Consider the following 15,460-nt stretch of genomic DNA (forward strand, 5'->3'; position numbering starts at 1 on the left):
TATGAATAAAAAACGTCAGACAGGTTTTACGCTTCTTGAGCTGATGGTGGTTATTGTCATCATTGGGCTATTAGCCAGCGTTGTGGTACCAAACCTGATGGGAAGTAAAGAGAAGGCCGATCAGAAAAAAGCCATCGCGGATATTGTCGCGTTAGAAAATGCACTGGATATGTATAAACTGGATAACAGTGTCTATCCAACGACGGATCAGGGATTGGAAGCATTAGTAAAAAAACCATCTAACCCAACGCCGAAAAATTACCGCAAAGGCGGTTATATTAAACGTTTACCGGATGACCCATGGCATAACCCTTATCTGTATCTTAATCCGGGTGACCACGGTACTCTGGATATCTTCACCTATGGAGCTGACGGACAGGAAGGTGGTGAAGATGCAAACGCCGATATCGGTAACTGGAATATTCTTGATTTCGAATAAACTGGAAAACTGAGTGAATTACCATTTTAGACAAAACCGGAATCAGGAAGGATTTACGCTGTTGGAAATTCTTCTGGTTCTGGTTGTTTTGTCTCTGGTTAGTATCGCGGTTATTTCGTCTCTGCCATCTGGGGGGGGGCGGCCTGGAAATGAAGATGCTCAGACCTTTTATCAAAGGGTTCAGTTGCTTCAGGAAGATGCGATGCTTAGTGGGCGAACCTATGGGGTATTGCTCAGTGATGTCCGGCATCAGATTCAGTTTCTTATCTACGAAAGAGGAAAGTGGCGTTCTGTTCCCGAGTCTATGATGAATTCTGAACTTTCATTGTCTGATAGTGTGTCTGTCATTTTCAGGCCGGGCGGTAGCGTATGGCTGAATAAAGAAAGACTGTATGACCCGGAAGCAGAAAATGAAAAAGAATTTCTTTCATCGGATGATGATGAAAAGAAAACCGAAAATCCCCAGATAGTGATTTATCCCAATGGCATGATATCAGCGTTTGAATTGACGTTTAAGATGTCTGAAACGGTGATTGCCAATATTTCAGTGGCCAATGATGGGCAGTTAATTCTGGGAGGTGTTCGGTGAACCGGATGAAAGGTATGACCTTGCTGGAAGTGCTGGTTGCACTGGCTATTTTTGCGACGGCTTCACTGAGTGTCATTCGTGCAGTTAACCAGAATCTGGATACGGAATCTTATCTGGAAGAAAAAATGTTTGCGTCACTGGTGGCAGATAATCAGGTCGCTTTATTGATGTTGAATCCTAAAAATTTGTCGACCCACTCAGGAACGTCTGAAATGGCAAATCAGACCTGGTACTGGAAGGTGACAGTGGTGCCGACAGAAAATGAAGTATTGCAGGCGTTTGAGGTGTCTGTTTCTGCACAGAAAAAAAGTTCATCCATTGTTACGGTGAGAAGCTATGTCCCTAAATCGTCGTAACCAGGGGTTTACCCTTATTGAAATGTTGGTGGCAGTGGCCATTCTGGCCATGTTAAGTCTGCTGGCATATCAAATTCTGTATCAGGTTCAGATTAGTAACGATGTTTCTGAGAAGAAAAGCCAGCAGATTAATACATTACAAAAAGCCATTATCGTTCTGGACAGTGATTTTCGCCAGATTGCAGACCGGAAGTTCAGAACTAATGGGGCAGAATCCAGTGATCAGAAATTATTCTGGGAAGATGGATTATTAGGAAAACAGGGTAAGTCACTGTTGTTTACCCGTCTGGGATGGGGGAATCATCAGTGGCAGTTCCCCCGTGGTGAGGTGATTAAAGTGGGTTACCGTCTGAATGCCGGGAAACTGGAGAGGCTCTGGTGGCGCTATCCGGACACGGTGGTAGGTGATACCGGAAATGTCACAACGGTACTGGATGGCGTCTCTGCCTTTGATGTCCGGTTTTATTATGATGGGAAATGGCTGAATCACTGGGACAAAGAAGACGTGCTGCCTGCAGCGCTTTCGGTTCGGTTAATGCTGGATGATTACGGAAAAATTGAGCGGACTTATCTGGTTGCCGGTTATCCAAAAAGTGAGAATAGCAATGATTAGAAGAAAACAACAAGGTGTTGCTTTAATCATTGTCATGCTCATTCTGGCATTGATGGTTTCTCTGGCTGCGACGATGTCAGGCCGCCTGTTTGCACAGTTTAAGCGAGCTACGCATCAGATCGGTTATCAACAGGCCTTCTGGTATGCTCTGAGTGCAGAATCGTTAGCAAAGGCGGCGATAGAAGAAAGTATAAAAGACGATGATACGGTTAATATGGGGCAGCCCTGGGCTATCGGGAAAAGGCAGTATCCGGTAGAAGGGGGAATAATTACCGGAGAAATCAGCGATAAGCAGGCCTGTTTTAATCTGAATGCACTGAATAGTGTGGATGCGACAGCCGGCTCTTCGGCAGAGCCTTTTCTTGTTCAGGTGTTGCAGCATTTGATTGAATCTACAAAAGTGGATTCTTATCAGTCTGAGGTAGCGGCTGAGTCGGTCTGGGAATATGTGGATAATAATTTCGTGGTGAATTCAAACTATGGTGTTGAAGATCGCTATTATGAGAGTATGTCGCCTTCTTATGTGGCACCAAATGGTTTATTGGCGGATGCCAGTGAAATTCGTGCCGTTCAGGATGTTCAGGGAAAAAGCATGAATTCGTTGATGAATCTGGTCTGTGCATTACCGACTCAGGACTGGAGACTTAATGTCAACACCCTTTCTTTGGAACAGTGGCCGTTGTTATCGGCATTGTTTTATCCTTATTTAAGTGAAAGTGTGGCAAAGAGCGTGATTCAGGAGCGCCCTCATAATGGTTGGAACAGCGTAGAAAGTTTTGTTGCTGCCAATGGTATTGCCGGAATAAACTCGACAGTGTTATCAAACGCCCGAGGCTATTTGAGTGTAGACAGTGCCTTTTTTGAATTAGATGCTGAGGTAGAAGTGAATCAGTCCCGGATGAGGGTTCGTAGCTTGATATACAGTGGAAACAAAAAAAACGTCCAAGTGGTGAGACGTCGGTTGGGAGGGGTTGATGAACGAATGTTTGATCATCCGAATCAGTAATCAGCAGAATGTGAATACCGCCTGGTGGATTTGGTCTGACGCTGAGCAAAAAGTACTCGATAAAGGGTATGTTGATATTTATGAAGCTTCGGATTTTCTTGTCGAATTATCTGAAGACAGAAAAGTATATCTTTTGCTGTCTGGCGCTGATGTGAATCTGCTGGAACTGGAATTGCCGACCGCCAGGCTTCGGCATCTGGATAAAGCACTGCCTTATTTGCTTGAAGACCGTCTGGCAGATGAAGTGGAAGATTTGCACTTTTCTCAGCTATTTAAGCAGGGAGCGAGCGTGTATACGGCGGTAATGGCAAAGGACTGGTTTTCTGAGCTGATCCTGCATTTTCAAACGTTGGGGATCAAATTGGCGAATGTGATTCCGGAAGTGTTGGCGTTACCCTATGATGGCAGACAACACTGGCTGAAACTGGATAACGAATGGCTGATACGAAAGGGGGAATGGGCTGGGATCACCGTACCTGAAAACTGGTTATCTCATTATCTGCCTCAGGACTCTGAATCCGAAGAGGAAGAAGAGAACGGCAGTGACATTATGGTTCATAGCCAACCGGATAAGATGATCAGTGATCATCCAGGGATTCATGTTCAGCATGATGACATATTTAAGTTATTGTCAGCCGGTACGTTATCCTGCCGTCTTTCACTTCTTACCGGTGAATTCAAGCCACGTTCATCCGGCGCGATTTATTGGAATATCTGGAAAAAATGTGCTTATTCATTATTGGGCCTGGTCATTCTCTGGGGCGTGAAAGTCAGTTATGAAACAGTGCAAATCCGTCATCAGACAACAGCCTTGCATCAGGAAAGTGAACGGATATTCCGGGTGGTTTTTCCCGGCAGGAAAAAAATTCCGACAACCAGCTATCTGAAACGACAATTTAACAATGAACTGGCGTCTCTTTCCGGCGGTTCTCAGGGGAAAACGGTTCTGAGTATTTTTGAAGGCATTGCTCAGGCACTGAAGCAGAAAAGTAACATTGAACTTCAGAGTTTCAGTTACGATGCTTCCCGCTCAGAGGTTAAAGTGGATTTTAAAGGCAATGATTTCAATGCATTTGAAGAAACCCGGATCGCTCTGGGAAATGTATTTAACGTTCAGCAGGGACCGTTGAATAAATCGAACGACCAGGTTTATGGTTCGTATATTCTGACTGAGAAATAGGTTGAAAATGAAGCAGGTATTTCCCCGAATAAAGAACTGGTGGTTTGCTCTGTCGACACGTGAGCAAAAACTCATGGTTGTCATGGCGGTGATTGTTATCGTTTTTTTTGCTTACGCAGGGATCTGGCGGCCAATTTATCAAGGGGCGGAAGAGGCTCGTTCGCGTCTGGTTTCTGAGCAGAAGTTGCTGTCGTGGGTGAAAAATCATGCCAATCAGATTATTTCATTACGTCAGACTTCCGGCCAGTCAGCAACGAAGGATATGCCATTTAACCAGGTTATCACGACGTCATCCAAACAATACGGACTGACACTTATCCGGATTCAGCCCAGAGAAAACAGTTATCAGGTGTGGTTTGAGCCAGCTTCGTTTAATCGCTTTTTAAAATTTATTGATTACCTTCAGCGTCAGTATGGTATTCGTGTTGAAGCTTTAGATGTCGAGAAAGCGAAGCAGCCGGGCCTGATAGAAATTAAACGGTTGCAGATGAGTCTCGGGAGCATGCAGTGAAAAAACGCCTGTTGTTTGCTGTTAGTCTGCTGTGTCTTTTCGTGGTCAGTGTGTTGGTTCATACCCCGGCTCAGGCTCTGTTTTATTTTAAAAGTACATTACCGGATACCCTTCATATTTCCGGTGTTAGTGGTTCGGTTTGGCATGGTAAGGCCATGGACGTTGAGTGGCAAAGTCAAACAAAGCGGGTGGATTTGGGCAGCGTAGTGTGGCGTATTCACTGGACAAGCCTGTTGACCGGAAAAGTGAAAGTAACCTTCCGGTTCGGGCAACACAGCCAGATGCAGTTATCCGGCAGAGGGCAGGTCGTGGTTTCCCGTTCAGATATTCAGATTCCGGCATTAACCGTACATTTTCCGGTTGAGAGTCTGGTGCCATTGATTCCCTCTCCGGTTTCCTTTTCTGCTAAGGGGACAGGAGTGGTTCATCTGAAGAATGTGGTGCTTAACGGACTCCGGTGTGACGCCGGACAAGGAAGTGTTCAATGGAATCATGCCGGGCTGGATGTGTTTTCTCAGTCCATTGATCTTGGATTAACTCAAAGCACATTAACTTGTAAGAACGGGAATATTTCGGCGCAAATCAATCAGAAATCAGACATGCTTCAGAGCCGGTTACAGGGACGCTTTTTGATGGCCAGGCGGTTAGAATTGTCCGGCTCAGTCACGCCACTGGAAGGTGTTCCTCCTGTACTGCTTGACCAACTGACGCGTCTTCCTGAAGCCGACAGTGGTCAAGGTTATCAGATACGATATCAGGGACTTTGGTAATTTATCCCCCTGACTTTTAGTTCTTCTTCTCCAGAATGTTGTTCCAGGGAAGATCAGGATCACCGACCACAATAAAGTTCGGATTTTCCAGGGTTTCCCTTCGGTTATATGACAGCGGATCCAACATAGTGCTCATAATTGTTCCCCCGGCTTCTTCAACAATGCATTGTGTGGCTGCTGTGTCCCATTCACCGGTTGGTCCGAGGCGCAGGTAACAATCAACGGCGCCCTCGGCGACCAGACAAGCTTTTAATGCCGCTGAACCGAGAGGAACCAGATCATAGTTCCAGGCTGTGCTGAGCCGGTTGGTAATGCGGTTGATATTTTGCCGGCGACTGATGGCAATCGAGATGGACTGATTTTGCGTCTCATGATGATGGGTAGAAATCCGGACACTTTCCGACATGTCAGGAATTTTCCAGGCTCCTTTTCCCTGATAGGCATAATAGGTCACACCGGAAACCGGACCATAAACAACGCCCATGACCGGATGATGATTATCAATTAACGCGATGACCGTGGCAAAGTCACCACTTCGGGCAATAAATTCCTGCGTTCCATCCAGTGGATCAACCAGCCAGTATTTTGACCATTCGGAACGGGTTTTCAGACTGATGTCTGCGGCTTCTTCTGATAGCACCGGGATATCGGGTGTCAGAGCTTTAAGTTGCTCAGTAATGAATTTATGTGCCGCTAAGTCGGCAGAGGTAACGGGTGTTTCGTCTTTTTTGGTGTATTCGTCGTAAGACTTGCTCTGATAGTAGTCCAGAATAATCTGTCCTGCGGATCTGGCGATTTTAATTACGTCAGGTATTAAACCGGAACAATCGGCCCCCATGATGTGATCCCCTTAGGCTATACCGTTACTTTGTTGTAATGAACGCAATGTCAGCATCAGTGCTGCAATACTACGGGCTTCGCTGAAGTCCAGATGTGACAGTAACTCTTCGGCCTGAGAAAGTGGCCAGCGAATGACCTCCAATGGTTCCGGTTCGTCACCCTCTAAACGCTCCGGATACAAATCCTGAGCGATAAATAAGGTCATACGACTGGAAAAATAGGAAGGTGCGACAAGCAGTTCTTTCAGATAGGTGAGTTTATTAGCACCAAAACCGATTTCTTCTTTTAATTCTCTGACCGCTGCCTGTTCGGCGGATTCGCCGGGATCAATCAGACCTTTAGGAAAGCCTAATTCATAGTTTTCGGTTCCGGCTGCGTATTCTCTGATCAGCAGAATGTCGCCGTTTTCGGTTATCGGGACCACCATCACGGCATGGCGGTTTACGGGTTTCATCCGTTCGTAAGTGCGTTCTTCTCCGTTTGAAAAGCGAAGATCCAACGACTCTATCGTAAATAAGCGGGATTTTGCCTGAGTCTCAACCGATAAAATCTCCGGACGTGCTTTGCCTGGCATACACTTCACCTCCTTATTTGCACACGAATTCTAACTATATGAGAATTTTGATAAGTTTAAAATAACAATCCATGCGCTTATCAAAGTATAAACGAAAAAAAAGCTGATGTTGTACATCAGCTTATCGGTTTCCGGTATTGACCGTTAGTAGTATGAATGATCACCGCGGGCATGTTCAGTGACATCCTGCACGGCGGTCAGCTCGCCGGAAAACTGGTTAAGCAGTTCTTTTTCGATACCGTCTTTTAGTGTAACGTCAACCATGGAACAGCCATTACAGCCGCCACCAAACTGAATGACAGCAATGCCGTCATCAGTCAGTTCGACCAAATTAATGTGGCCGCCGTGTCCGGCTAATTGTGGATTGATTTGAGTCTGAATGGCGTGTTCAAGACGATCAATCAATGGAGCATCGTCAGCCAGTTTACGCATTTTTGCGTTTGGTGCTTTCAGTGTTAACTGGGAGCCCATTTTATCGGTAACAAAATCAATTTCTGCGTCTTCAAGGAAAGGAACACTGACCTGATCGATAAAGGCAGAGAACTGACTGAACTTGAGCTCGGTATCTGTGGCTTCCACCGCTTCCTGAGGACAGTACGACACACCACATTCAGCATTAGGTGTACCTGGATTGACAACGAATACACGAATGTTGGTTCCTTCCGGCTGCTGAGCCAGAAGCTTGGCGAAATGCTCTTGGGCAGTTTCTGTGATGGTAATAGTATTTGTAGTATTTGACACGATGAATACCTGAGTAAATCTGTAGGATATTGTGAATATTCTACTCCTGTAACGGCGCTGAGCCAAACCTTTATTCATATCATAAACGAGATATGAGATTTAATCGGGTTCAGGAGTTCGGCATATACAATAAATATCAATGGTTTCGACACCTAATTCAAGCAATTTTTCGCATAATACTGACAAAGTCGCACCTGTGGTGACAACATCATCGACGATAGCGATGTGTTTTATGTCTGGTCGGGTCGACAGAGAAAAAGTCTGGTTGAGATTAGTGAGCCTCTGTATTCGGTTAAGCTGTTGTTGAGGTCTTGTATAACGGTGTTTTTTGAAACAGGAACGAAGGGGAAGGTGGTGGTATTTTGCCAGGTAAAAGGCCAGTCTTTCACTCTGATTGAATCCCCGGACCAAAAAGCGGCGCCAGTGCAAAGGTACGTAAGTCAGGCATTCCGGCCTGCTCTCCGGTTTGATGCGTTCACTGAGTAATCTGGCAAGCGGTTCTATGATATCAAATTGTCGTTTATGCTTAATCTGATGGATGTAATGACTGAGCGGAAAAGCATAATCTCCGAGGCAGGTCAGGTGGTGCCATGGCGGAGGTGAAATCAGGCACTGGCCGCATAGCCGGGTTTCTCTGCTCATTGGCAATCCGCAGCGCAGACAGCGGGACACCGGACGAAACCAGTTCAGACAGTAAGAACACCAGTATCTGTCATCCGAATCAAGTGGAAGGTGGCATAAGGGACAGATACGATTGACGGTTTGTGAAATGGTTTTTTTCCATCGTTGCGCTAACATGGCACCTCAAGTTGTACAATTTTATTCATTTTAGACGATGACAGCCCACGTAAAGTTGGTAAGAAGTAGGAGAGTCTGCGAGATGGGAGAGAAAATTTATTGGCAGGTCGAAGGAGAAGGCGATGATATCGTTTTTTTGCATGGCTGGGGCATGAATGGGGCCGTATGGGCTAATACTCTGGATGCTTTGAAGGCGCGGTATCGTGTTCACATTGTTGACTTGCCGGGGTATGGGTTCAGTGCTGACTCTCCTGCATTATCGCTTGATGATATTGTCGACCGGTTGCTTCTTCAGGCTCCGGAAAAGGCGGTCTGGCTGGGCTGGTCTCTGGGGGGGCTGGTGGCATCTCTGGTTGCGCTTCGCTTTCCCGGTTATGTCAGTAAACTGGTGACGGTTGCCAGTTCGCCGAAATTTGCTGCCAGCTCACCATGGCGGGGTATTCAGCCTCAGGTTCTGGCGGACTTTACCACTCAGTTAGTCGATAACTTTCAACTGACGATTGAGCGGTTTATGGCACTTCAGGCAATGGGAAGTCCGACGGCAAGGCAGGATGTAAAACTGTTGAAAAAGACAGTATTATCCCGGCCTCAACCAAATCCGGACGCTTTACTGGCCGGACTGGCGATGCTGGAGAACGTTGATTTGAGAGAAGAGATGACCACGTTAACGGTACCGATGCTGAGGATGTATGGCAGACTGGATGGACTGGTTCCGGTTAAGGTTGCGAAAACATTAGATAAATGTTGGCCTCAGACAGAAAGCGTCATCTTTTCTCAGTCTTCTCATGCCCCGTTTATTACTGAGCCTGAAGCGTTTGTGCAAGAGTTGACGTCGTTTATCGGGAAGTAGTTAAGTCAGATTTGTGTAAATATCAATCAATAAGTGCTAAATTTTTAAACGGATGGGTCGATATTATGTCTAACTCACTGGTATTCAGAAAAAGAATGAGTGAGTCGGGCGATGCTGAGGAGGATCGGCTATGATTGTGTCACCAAATAATGTCAGTGTGCCACTGATCGCCCCATCGGTGAATGTGCCTACGGAGCAGACCGCGAGGGAGAATAAAATTCGCGAGCCTGTTACGCCAACCGTTCACTTATCCAAAACCAGTGCTGAAAAAAAGGTCAAAGCCGACGAGAAGAGACGTAAACAGGCAGCCTGGGATCCCTCTGACCATCCTGAATATGACATTGATGACGGAACGGAAGTCGATGTTTCGACGGAACAGAAGGAACCGGAAAGCGAGCTTGAACGCCTTTTTAAATTATTAGCTTTAGCTACTTACAGCAAGGATCAGGGAAAAGGGTATGCAATTCGGTTTCGGTTACCTAAACACATTATTGATGAAGCGATAACCGAAGGTGCGATGGCCAGACGGCGGACCATAATAAAATATCACTATGGTCATGCGATTGCGCCAAACACACCATCGGAAGTAATAGCAGTACTGTAGAAGTACGTTTGGATACCCACTTGTTTTCAAGTGGGTATTTTTTACTTTTTCGCTTTGGCGAAGGCGGCCGCAAAGGCACCGCCCATCGCACTGTTCTGCGATTCATTTTTTCCTGATGAACGTGGTGTCTTGGTTTTTCGCGGTGCGTTTCCCCGGCTATTGCGATTATCCTGTCCCGGTTCGTCCGTCAGGCGCATTGACAAGGCAATCCGCTTACGTTGCACATCCACTTCCATGACTTTTACTTTAACGACATCACCGGCTTTGACGACTTCGCGCGGATCTGAAACAAAGCGATCGGTCAGAGCAGAAATATGAACCAGTCCGTCCTGATGAACCCCAATATCGACAAAGGCGCCGAAATTCGCCACGTTGGAAACCACGCCTTCCAGCACCATTCCCGGTTCAAGATCGGACATTTCAGTGATGCCTTCAGCGAATGTTGCCGTTTTGAATTCCGGGCGCGGATCCCGTCCCGGTTTATCGAGTTCCCGGATGATATCGGTAACTGTCGGGATCCCAAAGCTATCGTCAGTGTAATCAACGGCATTCAGTTTGCGCAGGAACTCAGAGTCTCCAATCAGAGCGCCGATATTTTTTTTGTTCTGGTCTGCAATTTTTTTGACCACCGGATAAGCTTCCGGGTGAACGGCGGACGAATCAAGCGGATTTTTACCATTCATGATCCGTAAGAATCCAGCACATTGCTCATAAGCTTTTGGCCCTAAGCGGGGAACTTTTTTCAATGTGGTCCGGCTGTCAAAGCGGCCATGCTCATCACGGAACGCCACAATATTCTGAGCCAGTGTGGTCGATAAACCGGCGACCCGGGTAAGAAGCGCCGACGAGGCGGTATTCACATCGACCCCCACCGCGTTCACGCAGTCTTCAACAATGGCATCGAGGCGTTTTGCCAGCAGGCTCTGGCTGACATCGTGCTGATATTGACCTACCCCAATGGATTGCGGGTCAATTTTCACCAGCTCGGCAAGCGGGTCCTGAAGACGGCGGGCAATGGAAACCGCGCCACGCAGGGAGACATCCATATCCGGGAATTCTTTTGCAGCCAGTTCTGAGGCCGAATAAACCGAAGCCCCGGCCTCGCTGACGACAATTTTCTGTACTTTCAGGCTACCACGTTTAATCAAATCAGCGGCGAAAGCATCGGTTTCACGTGAAGCAGTACCATTACCGATCGCGATCAGGTCGACGTTATGTTTTTTGACTAATGCACCGATAACCTGAATGGCTTGCTCATACTGCTTCTGTGGCGGGTGAGGGTAAATGGCACAGGTATCGAGAACTTTACCAGTGGCATCTACAACCGCGACTTTACATCCGGTACGTAGACCCGGATCCAGTCCAAGAGTTGCACGGGGGCCGGCGGGTGCTGCCATCAGCAAATCTTTCAGGTTCGTTGCGAAAACGTCAATGGCTTCGATTTCAGCACGCTCTTTCATGGCCCCCATCAGCTCGGTTTCCATGTGCATTGAAACTTTAATCCGCCAGGCCCAGTTAATGACCTGCTTACGCCATTTATCCGCCGGAGCATCGCTTAGGTGAATGCCGTAGTGTTCGCTAATCAGGGTTTCACAATATGATTCTGCACGGCTGCCTTCTTCCTGATCCGGATCGGCGTTTAACGTTAGGGATAAAATACCTTCGTTGCGGCCCCGTAACATGGCCAATGCCCGGTGTGACGGTACGGTACTGATTCTTTCCTGATGATCGAAATAATCTTTAAATTTCTCACCTTGCTGCTCTTTACCGGTTAATACCTTAGAAACTAATAATGCATTGCGGTTTAAGTACTGACGGACTTTGTCCAGTAGGTGGGCATCTTCTGCCATTCGCTCCATTAAAATAGCCCGGGCACCGTCCAGTGCATCTTTGACCTCATTGATGCCATTCTCTGTATTCAGGTATTCCTGAGCCGCAGTCTCAGGATTTTGAGCCGGGTTTTTCCATAACGAGTCTGCTAACGGTTCCAAGCCTGCTTCAATGGCTATCTGACCTTTTGTCCGGCGTTTAGGTTTGTATGGCAGATATAAATCTTCCAGCAGTGTTTTACTGTCGGCCTGTTCAATCTCTTTTTGCAGTTCAGGGGTTAATTTGCCTTGTTCTTCAATGGATTTCAGAATGGTTTTACGGCGTTCCCCAAGCTCACGTAGGTAAGATAAACGGCTGTCTAAGGTTCGCAGCTGGGTATCATCTAATCCGCCGGTGACTTCTTTCCGGTACCGGGCGATAAAAGGGACGGTATTCCCGTCATCAATCAGCGTTACCGCCGCATTGACTTGTTCCGGGCGTACATTCAGTTCTGACGCTATGATTTTACAGATAGCTTGGCTCATCCGGTTCTTCTCTTTATGTTCTGATAGATCGTTATCGCAGATAATGCGCTAAATGAGGATAATATGGGGGCGTTTGCGCTCATTTTCCAGTCGGAGAGGAGAAACGTAAAAGAAATCGCGCTGTTAATTGTCAGGAACCGGATAAATTGGTGAAGATTATGTGGTGTAGGTTGCTATGGTCTCCAAATAAAATATTTGAAGAAAAGAATAACTGAAGCAAGAACAATAAATCCTAGCCAACCTAATATTTGGTTTATGTTCTCATTTAATCCTGAATTGAATTCTGGAAATAAAATCAAAATGAGGGGAAGTATTGGGAAAATACCATATCCCCTTCCTAAATATACTGAAGTACTGATTCCTTCTGAGAAAGGAGGAATGAATAGGAAAGTAATGATATAGAGCCCACATAAAATGATCGCTAAATGTGCTTCTCGTTCTGAAATTTTATGTCGGTTATAAGCAAAATAAGAACCAACGATGAGTAAAAACACCGATAGAATTAAAAACATTTGGTCTCAATACTATTATTGACCACATTTATAAACCGACTTACAACTTCTGACTGAAGACTATTTGGATAAATAAGACTGATATCCATTTCTTTCGAATCGAGTAATGGTCTGGTGACCGTACCTGCATCTCTTGCTATATTTTCAAAAGCTTCCGGTATAACCGCAATACCGAGACCTGCACTAACAAGTGACGGTACAAGAAGAGCAGTTGACGTTCTGTGAGAAATCGCTGGTTGAAAACCGCATACTTCTTCAATGACTGCCGTTGCATGATGATCTTGTTGTGAAGCATAAATGACGAAAGACTCTTGTTGTAAGTCTTTGTAGTTCAATTTTTTTTCATTTAACAAGGGATGGTTTTGTGGAAAAAGTAATGTTAACGGTGAAGATGTGAGAAATATTGATGAAAAATCGTTGGGAATTTTTTTCCCCATTGTCGTCATAAATGCGATATGTGTTTTTTGACTTGTTAATCCTTGTAGTTGCTCGTAAGGATCATGTTCTTCTAAACCGATAGTGACTTCTGGATATTGTTCTCTGAAATGACCAATAATCTTCCCCATCACGCCGGTATAGGCAGCAAGCCCTGAATATGAAATGTTAATGTGTCCGGCCAGCCCCCTGAAAAGCTTCTCTGAATAGTGGACAAGTGCGTCCATATTATTAATCAGATTTCGTGATTCGGCTAAAATACATTTGCCGGCATCAGTCAGAATCACGTTTCGCTTATTTCTTATAAATAGCTTACCACCTAAGCGATTCTCCATGTTCTTTATTTGTATGCTTAAAGCCGGTTGTGCTATGTGTAACCTTTCGGCGGCCTTTCCAAAATGTAGTTCTTCTGCAACGCAAACAAAGTATCGTAGTTGTTTAATATCCATATTTAAATAGGCCTTATTGGGAATTCAGGATATCGGATAATCTGTAATTCTTTTTAATAATATAATTATATTATAGACATATATTTAATATATTTCTTTTATTAATTTGACCAATATATACTCGTTTTTGTATTAATAACGCAAAGAGACATGGATATGATTAATTTAAGAATAGGTTTGTCTGCTTTGATTTTGTCTATCGTATGCAGTTCGACCGGTTGGGCAAGTGAGCAAACGGTTAAAGTGCACCAAACGGATGGTCAACAACAGAGTATCCCACAAGTTACCCCAATGCGCAGTATGATCATGGTTTCTGTCAGAGACGACAGTGACTTACCGGCAGCTTATCGCTGGTTGTATAAGTATCATGTGCCGGACAGTATTTCTCAGTTTATGCCTTATGTGACTAAGTATGCGACTTACCGAGCCCTTCCTCTTCCTAGGAACGCTAAGAATTTTGGTACTTATAACTGGATTATGACTGAGCACTACTGGCTACTTAATCCGTTTAATACCAGTCACTCAGCTACACCCAATGGTCTGGCGTTTAGTGAAGTTTATTCTAAAGAGTATTTAAAAATCACCTGTCAACCGACCGATGGAGAATTACGGCCAAGTAAATGGGTCGGGAGTAAAGATGGTTACCATCCTACTGTATTTGTTTTCCTTCCCGTTTTTTGGGAAGACGACATTAAAGGCAGTAAGCGCACGATCGAAGATGGGCCTAATTATCGTTGGGTGATTGCGTTCAAATATCCAAAGGGAGTCAGTCAGGAAGAGGGCGATAAATGGTTTAAAAATTCTTTTGCTAAAGAATTCGCTAAACTACCCGAAGTAAACCGAATTATTTCCAGCAGAGTTTTGAACACTCCGAGAACCAGCCCTTTCCAGCGAGTTGCGGAAATCTGGTTTGATAACAGTAAGAAGTGGGAAAAAGCAATATCTGAAGTGAAGGGTAAAATTAACAAGCCATCATGGGCAGAATATGGGCAATTCCCATATATGGAACCTTATAAAGATTTTGTTGGGGAGTTTTTGCTCGACAGACCAGAGTCCGATCACCTGACTCAATACCGGGGATATATTTCAACTCGCTAATGCCCTTTTTCTCCGATGATCTTTGGATAATATTGATTCAGAAATGGCGATACATTCGCCATTTCTAATATACAGCGAATCACATTATGCATAGAGAAGTGAAAATTTATCCGATTATTTACATGATAATAATTATCATTTATTATAACAATCTTCTAAATTGAGGAGTGTCATGATGAGTATCAGTCAATGGGAAAAGCACACCCTGATTGCGGCTAACGCATTACAAGCCAAAGACTATGAAACCGGTGTTTTACATTATCAGAAAGCATTAACCATCAGCGATGAACTACTCTCGACGGATACGATCGCTCTGGATGATCGCCTCATGATATCGATTTATTCCTGCCATAATCTGGCGGCACTCTGGCGCGATTTGGGTGATAAAGATTATGAGCTTAAATACCTGCAACTGGCTTCCGAAAAAGTGCTCATGTTGACACCACAATGTGGTAATGATCAGTGTGAATTGTTTATTGAATCTTTGGGGTGCTGTAAAAAAGCGTTAATTGAACATATGAAGAATCACCCGAATCCTGACATCGCAAATCTGGTGCAAAACATCGAATCTGCTTACCAATGTAATATGATCGCCCGGTTTAAGCTGAACTAACCTACTCATTGGCCCGGCGCTGTGCTGCGAAAATAACCGTTTCCTGGTTAATTCATATTTTAAATGCATATGCAAATTATATTCTTAATTATTTGAATTTTATCACAACATTTATTGATCTGAGCCCG

Annotated in this window: 19 protein-coding genes; 12 read left to right on the forward strand and 7 right to left on the reverse strand. The window is 45.0% G+C overall.

The features are described 5' to 3' along the window. Position 1 precedes the first annotated feature (1 nt). Genes gspG through LRQ06_RS08185 form a run of 8 tightly spaced genes read left to right on the forward strand, consistent with a single transcriptional unit; the run spans position 2 to position 5,464 of the window. Positions 2-439, forward strand: coding sequence for a type II secretion system major pseudopilin GspG (gene gspG / locus LRQ06_RS08150; protein ID WP_232765876.1), 438 nt, complete (start codon positions 2-4; stop codon positions 437-439). 13 nt (positions 440-452) lie between these two features. Then, entirely contained in the window at positions 453-1,028 is a 576-nt protein-coding gene (locus LRQ06_RS08155; protein ID WP_232765877.1) for a prepilin-type N-terminal cleavage/methylation domain-containing protein, read from the forward strand. A gap of 5 nt (positions 1,029-1,033) precedes the next feature. Continuing rightward, entirely contained in the window at positions 1,034-1,384 is a 351-nt protein-coding gene (gspI, locus tag LRQ06_RS08160) for a type II secretion system minor pseudopilin GspI (RefSeq protein ID WP_232765878.1), read from the forward strand. Beyond that, a complete protein-coding gene (gene gspJ, locus LRQ06_RS08165) occupies positions 1,365-1,997 on the forward strand; it encodes a type II secretion system minor pseudopilin GspJ (protein WP_232765879.1) in 633 nt (210 codons plus the stop codon). Before gspI ends, gspJ begins: the two co-directional genes overlap by 20 nt. Continuing rightward, on the forward strand, positions 1,990-3,003 hold the full coding sequence (gene gspK, locus LRQ06_RS08170) for a type II secretion system minor pseudopilin GspK (protein WP_232765880.1): 1,014 nt from the start codon (positions 1,990-1,992) through the stop codon (positions 3,001-3,003). The genes gspJ and gspK overlap by 8 nt, the downstream gene beginning before the upstream one ends. Further along, entirely contained in the window at positions 2,972-4,183 is a 1,212-nt protein-coding gene (gene gspL, locus LRQ06_RS08175) for a type II secretion system protein GspL (RefSeq protein ID WP_232765881.1), read from the forward strand. Before gspK ends, gspL begins: the two co-directional genes overlap by 32 nt. A gap of 7 nt (positions 4,184-4,190) precedes the next feature. Continuing rightward, positions 4,191-4,694, forward strand: coding sequence for a type II secretion system protein M (locus LRQ06_RS08180; protein ID WP_232765882.1), 504 nt, complete (start codon positions 4,191-4,193; stop codon positions 4,692-4,694). Next, positions 4,691-5,464 carry a type II secretion system protein N gene (locus LRQ06_RS08185; RefSeq protein WP_232765883.1) on the forward strand — a complete coding sequence of 258 codons (774 nt, stop codon included), beginning with the start codon at positions 4,691-4,693 and terminating at the stop codon, positions 5,462-5,464. Before LRQ06_RS08180 ends, LRQ06_RS08185 begins: the two co-directional genes overlap by 4 nt. A 16-nt stretch (positions 5,465-5,480) precedes the next feature. On the opposite strand, the gene cysQ is transcribed toward LRQ06_RS08185, so the two are convergent. The 4 genes from cysQ to LRQ06_RS08205 form a co-directional block, all read right to left on the reverse strand. After that, positions 5,481-6,302 carry a 3'(2'),5'-bisphosphate nucleotidase CysQ gene (cysQ, locus tag LRQ06_RS08190; RefSeq protein WP_232765884.1) on the reverse strand — a complete coding sequence of 274 codons (822 nt, stop codon included), beginning with the start codon at positions 6,300-6,302 and terminating at the stop codon, positions 5,481-5,483. Between the two features lie 12 nt (positions 6,303-6,314). Beyond that, a complete protein-coding gene (gene nudE / locus LRQ06_RS08195) occupies positions 6,315-6,878 on the reverse strand; it encodes an ADP compounds hydrolase NudE (protein ID WP_232765885.1) in 564 nt (187 codons plus the stop codon). Between the two features lie 144 nt (positions 6,879-7,022). Next, positions 7,023-7,697: a Fe-S biogenesis protein NfuA gene (gene nfuA, locus LRQ06_RS08200; RefSeq protein ID WP_238483975.1), complete on the reverse strand. Its 675-nt coding sequence runs from the start codon at positions 7,695-7,697 to the stop codon at positions 7,023-7,025. 21 nt (positions 7,698-7,718) lie between these two features. Next, the gene (locus tag LRQ06_RS08205; protein WP_232765886.1) at positions 7,719-8,417 is read right to left on the reverse strand and encodes a ComF family protein; all 699 of its coding nucleotides are present in this window, start codon (positions 8,415-8,417) and stop codon (positions 7,719-7,721) included. An 82-nt stretch (positions 8,418-8,499) separates the two neighbouring features. Here LRQ06_RS08205 and bioH point away from each other — a divergent pair, with 82 nt between their 5' ends. Both bioH and LRQ06_RS08215 read left to right on the forward strand, forming a co-directional pair. Further along, entirely contained in the window at positions 8,500-9,267 is a 768-nt protein-coding gene (bioH, locus tag LRQ06_RS08210) for a pimeloyl-ACP methyl ester esterase BioH (RefSeq protein WP_232765887.1), read from the forward strand. 130 nt (positions 9,268-9,397) lie between these two features. Continuing rightward, positions 9,398-9,871, forward strand: a complete 474-nt coding sequence (locus LRQ06_RS08215) for an ATP-dependent Lon protease (RefSeq protein ID WP_232765888.1) — start codon at positions 9,398-9,400, stop codon at positions 9,869-9,871. Between the two features lie 41 nt (positions 9,872-9,912). On the opposite strand, the gene LRQ06_RS08220 is transcribed toward LRQ06_RS08215, so the two are convergent. The 3 genes from LRQ06_RS08220 to LRQ06_RS08230 form a co-directional block, all read right to left on the reverse strand. Next, entirely contained in the window at positions 9,913-12,225 is a 2,313-nt protein-coding gene (locus LRQ06_RS08220) for a Tex family protein (protein WP_232765889.1), read from the reverse strand. A 173-nt stretch (positions 12,226-12,398) separates the two neighbouring features. Further along, complete coding sequence (locus tag LRQ06_RS08225; RefSeq protein ID WP_232765890.1) at positions 12,399-12,737, reverse strand: hypothetical protein; 339 nt, start codon at positions 12,735-12,737, stop codon at positions 12,399-12,401. Next, positions 12,728-13,621 (reverse strand): LysR substrate-binding domain-containing protein, encoded by an 894-nt coding sequence (locus LRQ06_RS08230; protein ID WP_232765891.1) that lies wholly within the window; start codon positions 13,619-13,621, stop codon positions 12,728-12,730. The genes LRQ06_RS08225 and LRQ06_RS08230 overlap by 10 nt, the downstream gene beginning before the upstream one ends. Positions 13,622-13,777: 156 nt before the next feature. On the opposite strand from LRQ06_RS08230, the gene LRQ06_RS08235 reads away from it, so the two are divergent. Together LRQ06_RS08235 and LRQ06_RS08240 are read left to right on the forward strand one after the other, a co-directional pair. Beyond that, on the forward strand, positions 13,778-14,719 hold the full coding sequence (locus tag LRQ06_RS08235) for a hypothetical protein (protein ID WP_232765892.1): 942 nt from the start codon (positions 13,778-13,780) through the stop codon (positions 14,717-14,719). Between the two features lie 175 nt (positions 14,720-14,894). Next, positions 14,895-15,332: a DUF2753 family protein gene (locus LRQ06_RS08240; RefSeq protein WP_232767116.1), complete on the forward strand. Its 438-nt coding sequence runs from the start codon at positions 14,895-14,897 to the stop codon at positions 15,330-15,332. Positions 15,333-15,460: the final 128 nt, after the last annotated feature.

The organism is Vibrio salinus, assembly GCF_021272385.1.
Taxonomy (GTDB): Bacteria; Pseudomonadota; Gammaproteobacteria; order Enterobacterales; family Vibrionaceae; genus Vibrio; species Vibrio salinus.

Bases quoted from the DNA above. Each gene is read 5' to 3' on its own strand.
- gspG (WP_232765876.1), top strand. From the start codon at position 2: ATGAATAAAAAACGTCAGACAGGTTTTACGCTTCTTGAGCTGATGGTG.
- gspI (WP_232765878.1), top strand. From the start codon at position 1,034: ATGAAAGGTATGACCTTGCTGGAAGTGCTGGTTGCACTGGCTATTTTT.
- gspJ (WP_232765879.1), top strand. From the start codon at position 1,365: ATGTCCCTAAATCGTCGTAACCAGGGGTTTACCCTTATTGAAATGTTG.
- gspK (WP_232765880.1), top strand. From the start codon at position 1,990: ATGATTAGAAGAAAACAACAAGGTGTTGCTTTAATCATTGTCATGCTC.
- gspL (WP_232765881.1), top strand. From the start codon at position 2,972: ATGAACGAATGTTTGATCATCCGAATCAGTAATCAGCAGAATGTGAAT.
- LRQ06_RS08180 (WP_232765882.1), top strand. From the start codon at position 4,191: ATGAAGCAGGTATTTCCCCGAATAAAGAACTGGTGGTTTGCTCTGTCG.
- cysQ (WP_232765884.1), bottom strand. From the start codon at position 6,302: ATGGGGGCCGATTGTTCCGGTTTAATACCTGACGTAATTAAAATCGCC.
- nudE (WP_232765885.1), bottom strand. From the start codon at position 6,878: ATGCCAGGCAAAGCACGTCCGGAGATTTTATCGGTTGAGACTCAGGCA.
- nfuA (WP_238483975.1), bottom strand. From the start codon at position 7,697: ATGAATAAAGGTTTGGCTCAGCGCCGTTACAGGAGTAGAATATTCACA.
- LRQ06_RS08205 (WP_232765886.1), bottom strand. From the start codon at position 8,417: ATGTTAGCGCAACGATGGAAAAAAACCATTTCACAAACCGTCAATCGT.
- bioH (WP_232765887.1), top strand. From the start codon at position 8,500: ATGGGAGAGAAAATTTATTGGCAGGTCGAAGGAGAAGGCGATGATATC.
- LRQ06_RS08215 (WP_232765888.1), top strand. From the start codon at position 9,398: ATGATTGTGTCACCAAATAATGTCAGTGTGCCACTGATCGCCCCATCG.
- LRQ06_RS08220 (WP_232765889.1), bottom strand. From the start codon at position 12,225: ATGAGCCAAGCTATCTGTAAAATCATAGCGTCAGAACTGAATGTACGC.
- LRQ06_RS08225 (WP_232765890.1), bottom strand. From the start codon at position 12,737: ATGTTTTTAATTCTATCGGTGTTTTTACTCATCGTTGGTTCTTATTTT.
- LRQ06_RS08230 (WP_232765891.1), bottom strand. From the start codon at position 13,621: ATGGATATTAAACAACTACGATACTTTGTTTGCGTTGCAGAAGAACTA.
- LRQ06_RS08235 (WP_232765892.1), top strand. From the start codon at position 13,778: ATGATTAATTTAAGAATAGGTTTGTCTGCTTTGATTTTGTCTATCGTA.
- LRQ06_RS08240 (WP_232767116.1), top strand. From the start codon at position 14,895: ATGAGTATCAGTCAATGGGAAAAGCACACCCTGATTGCGGCTAACGCA.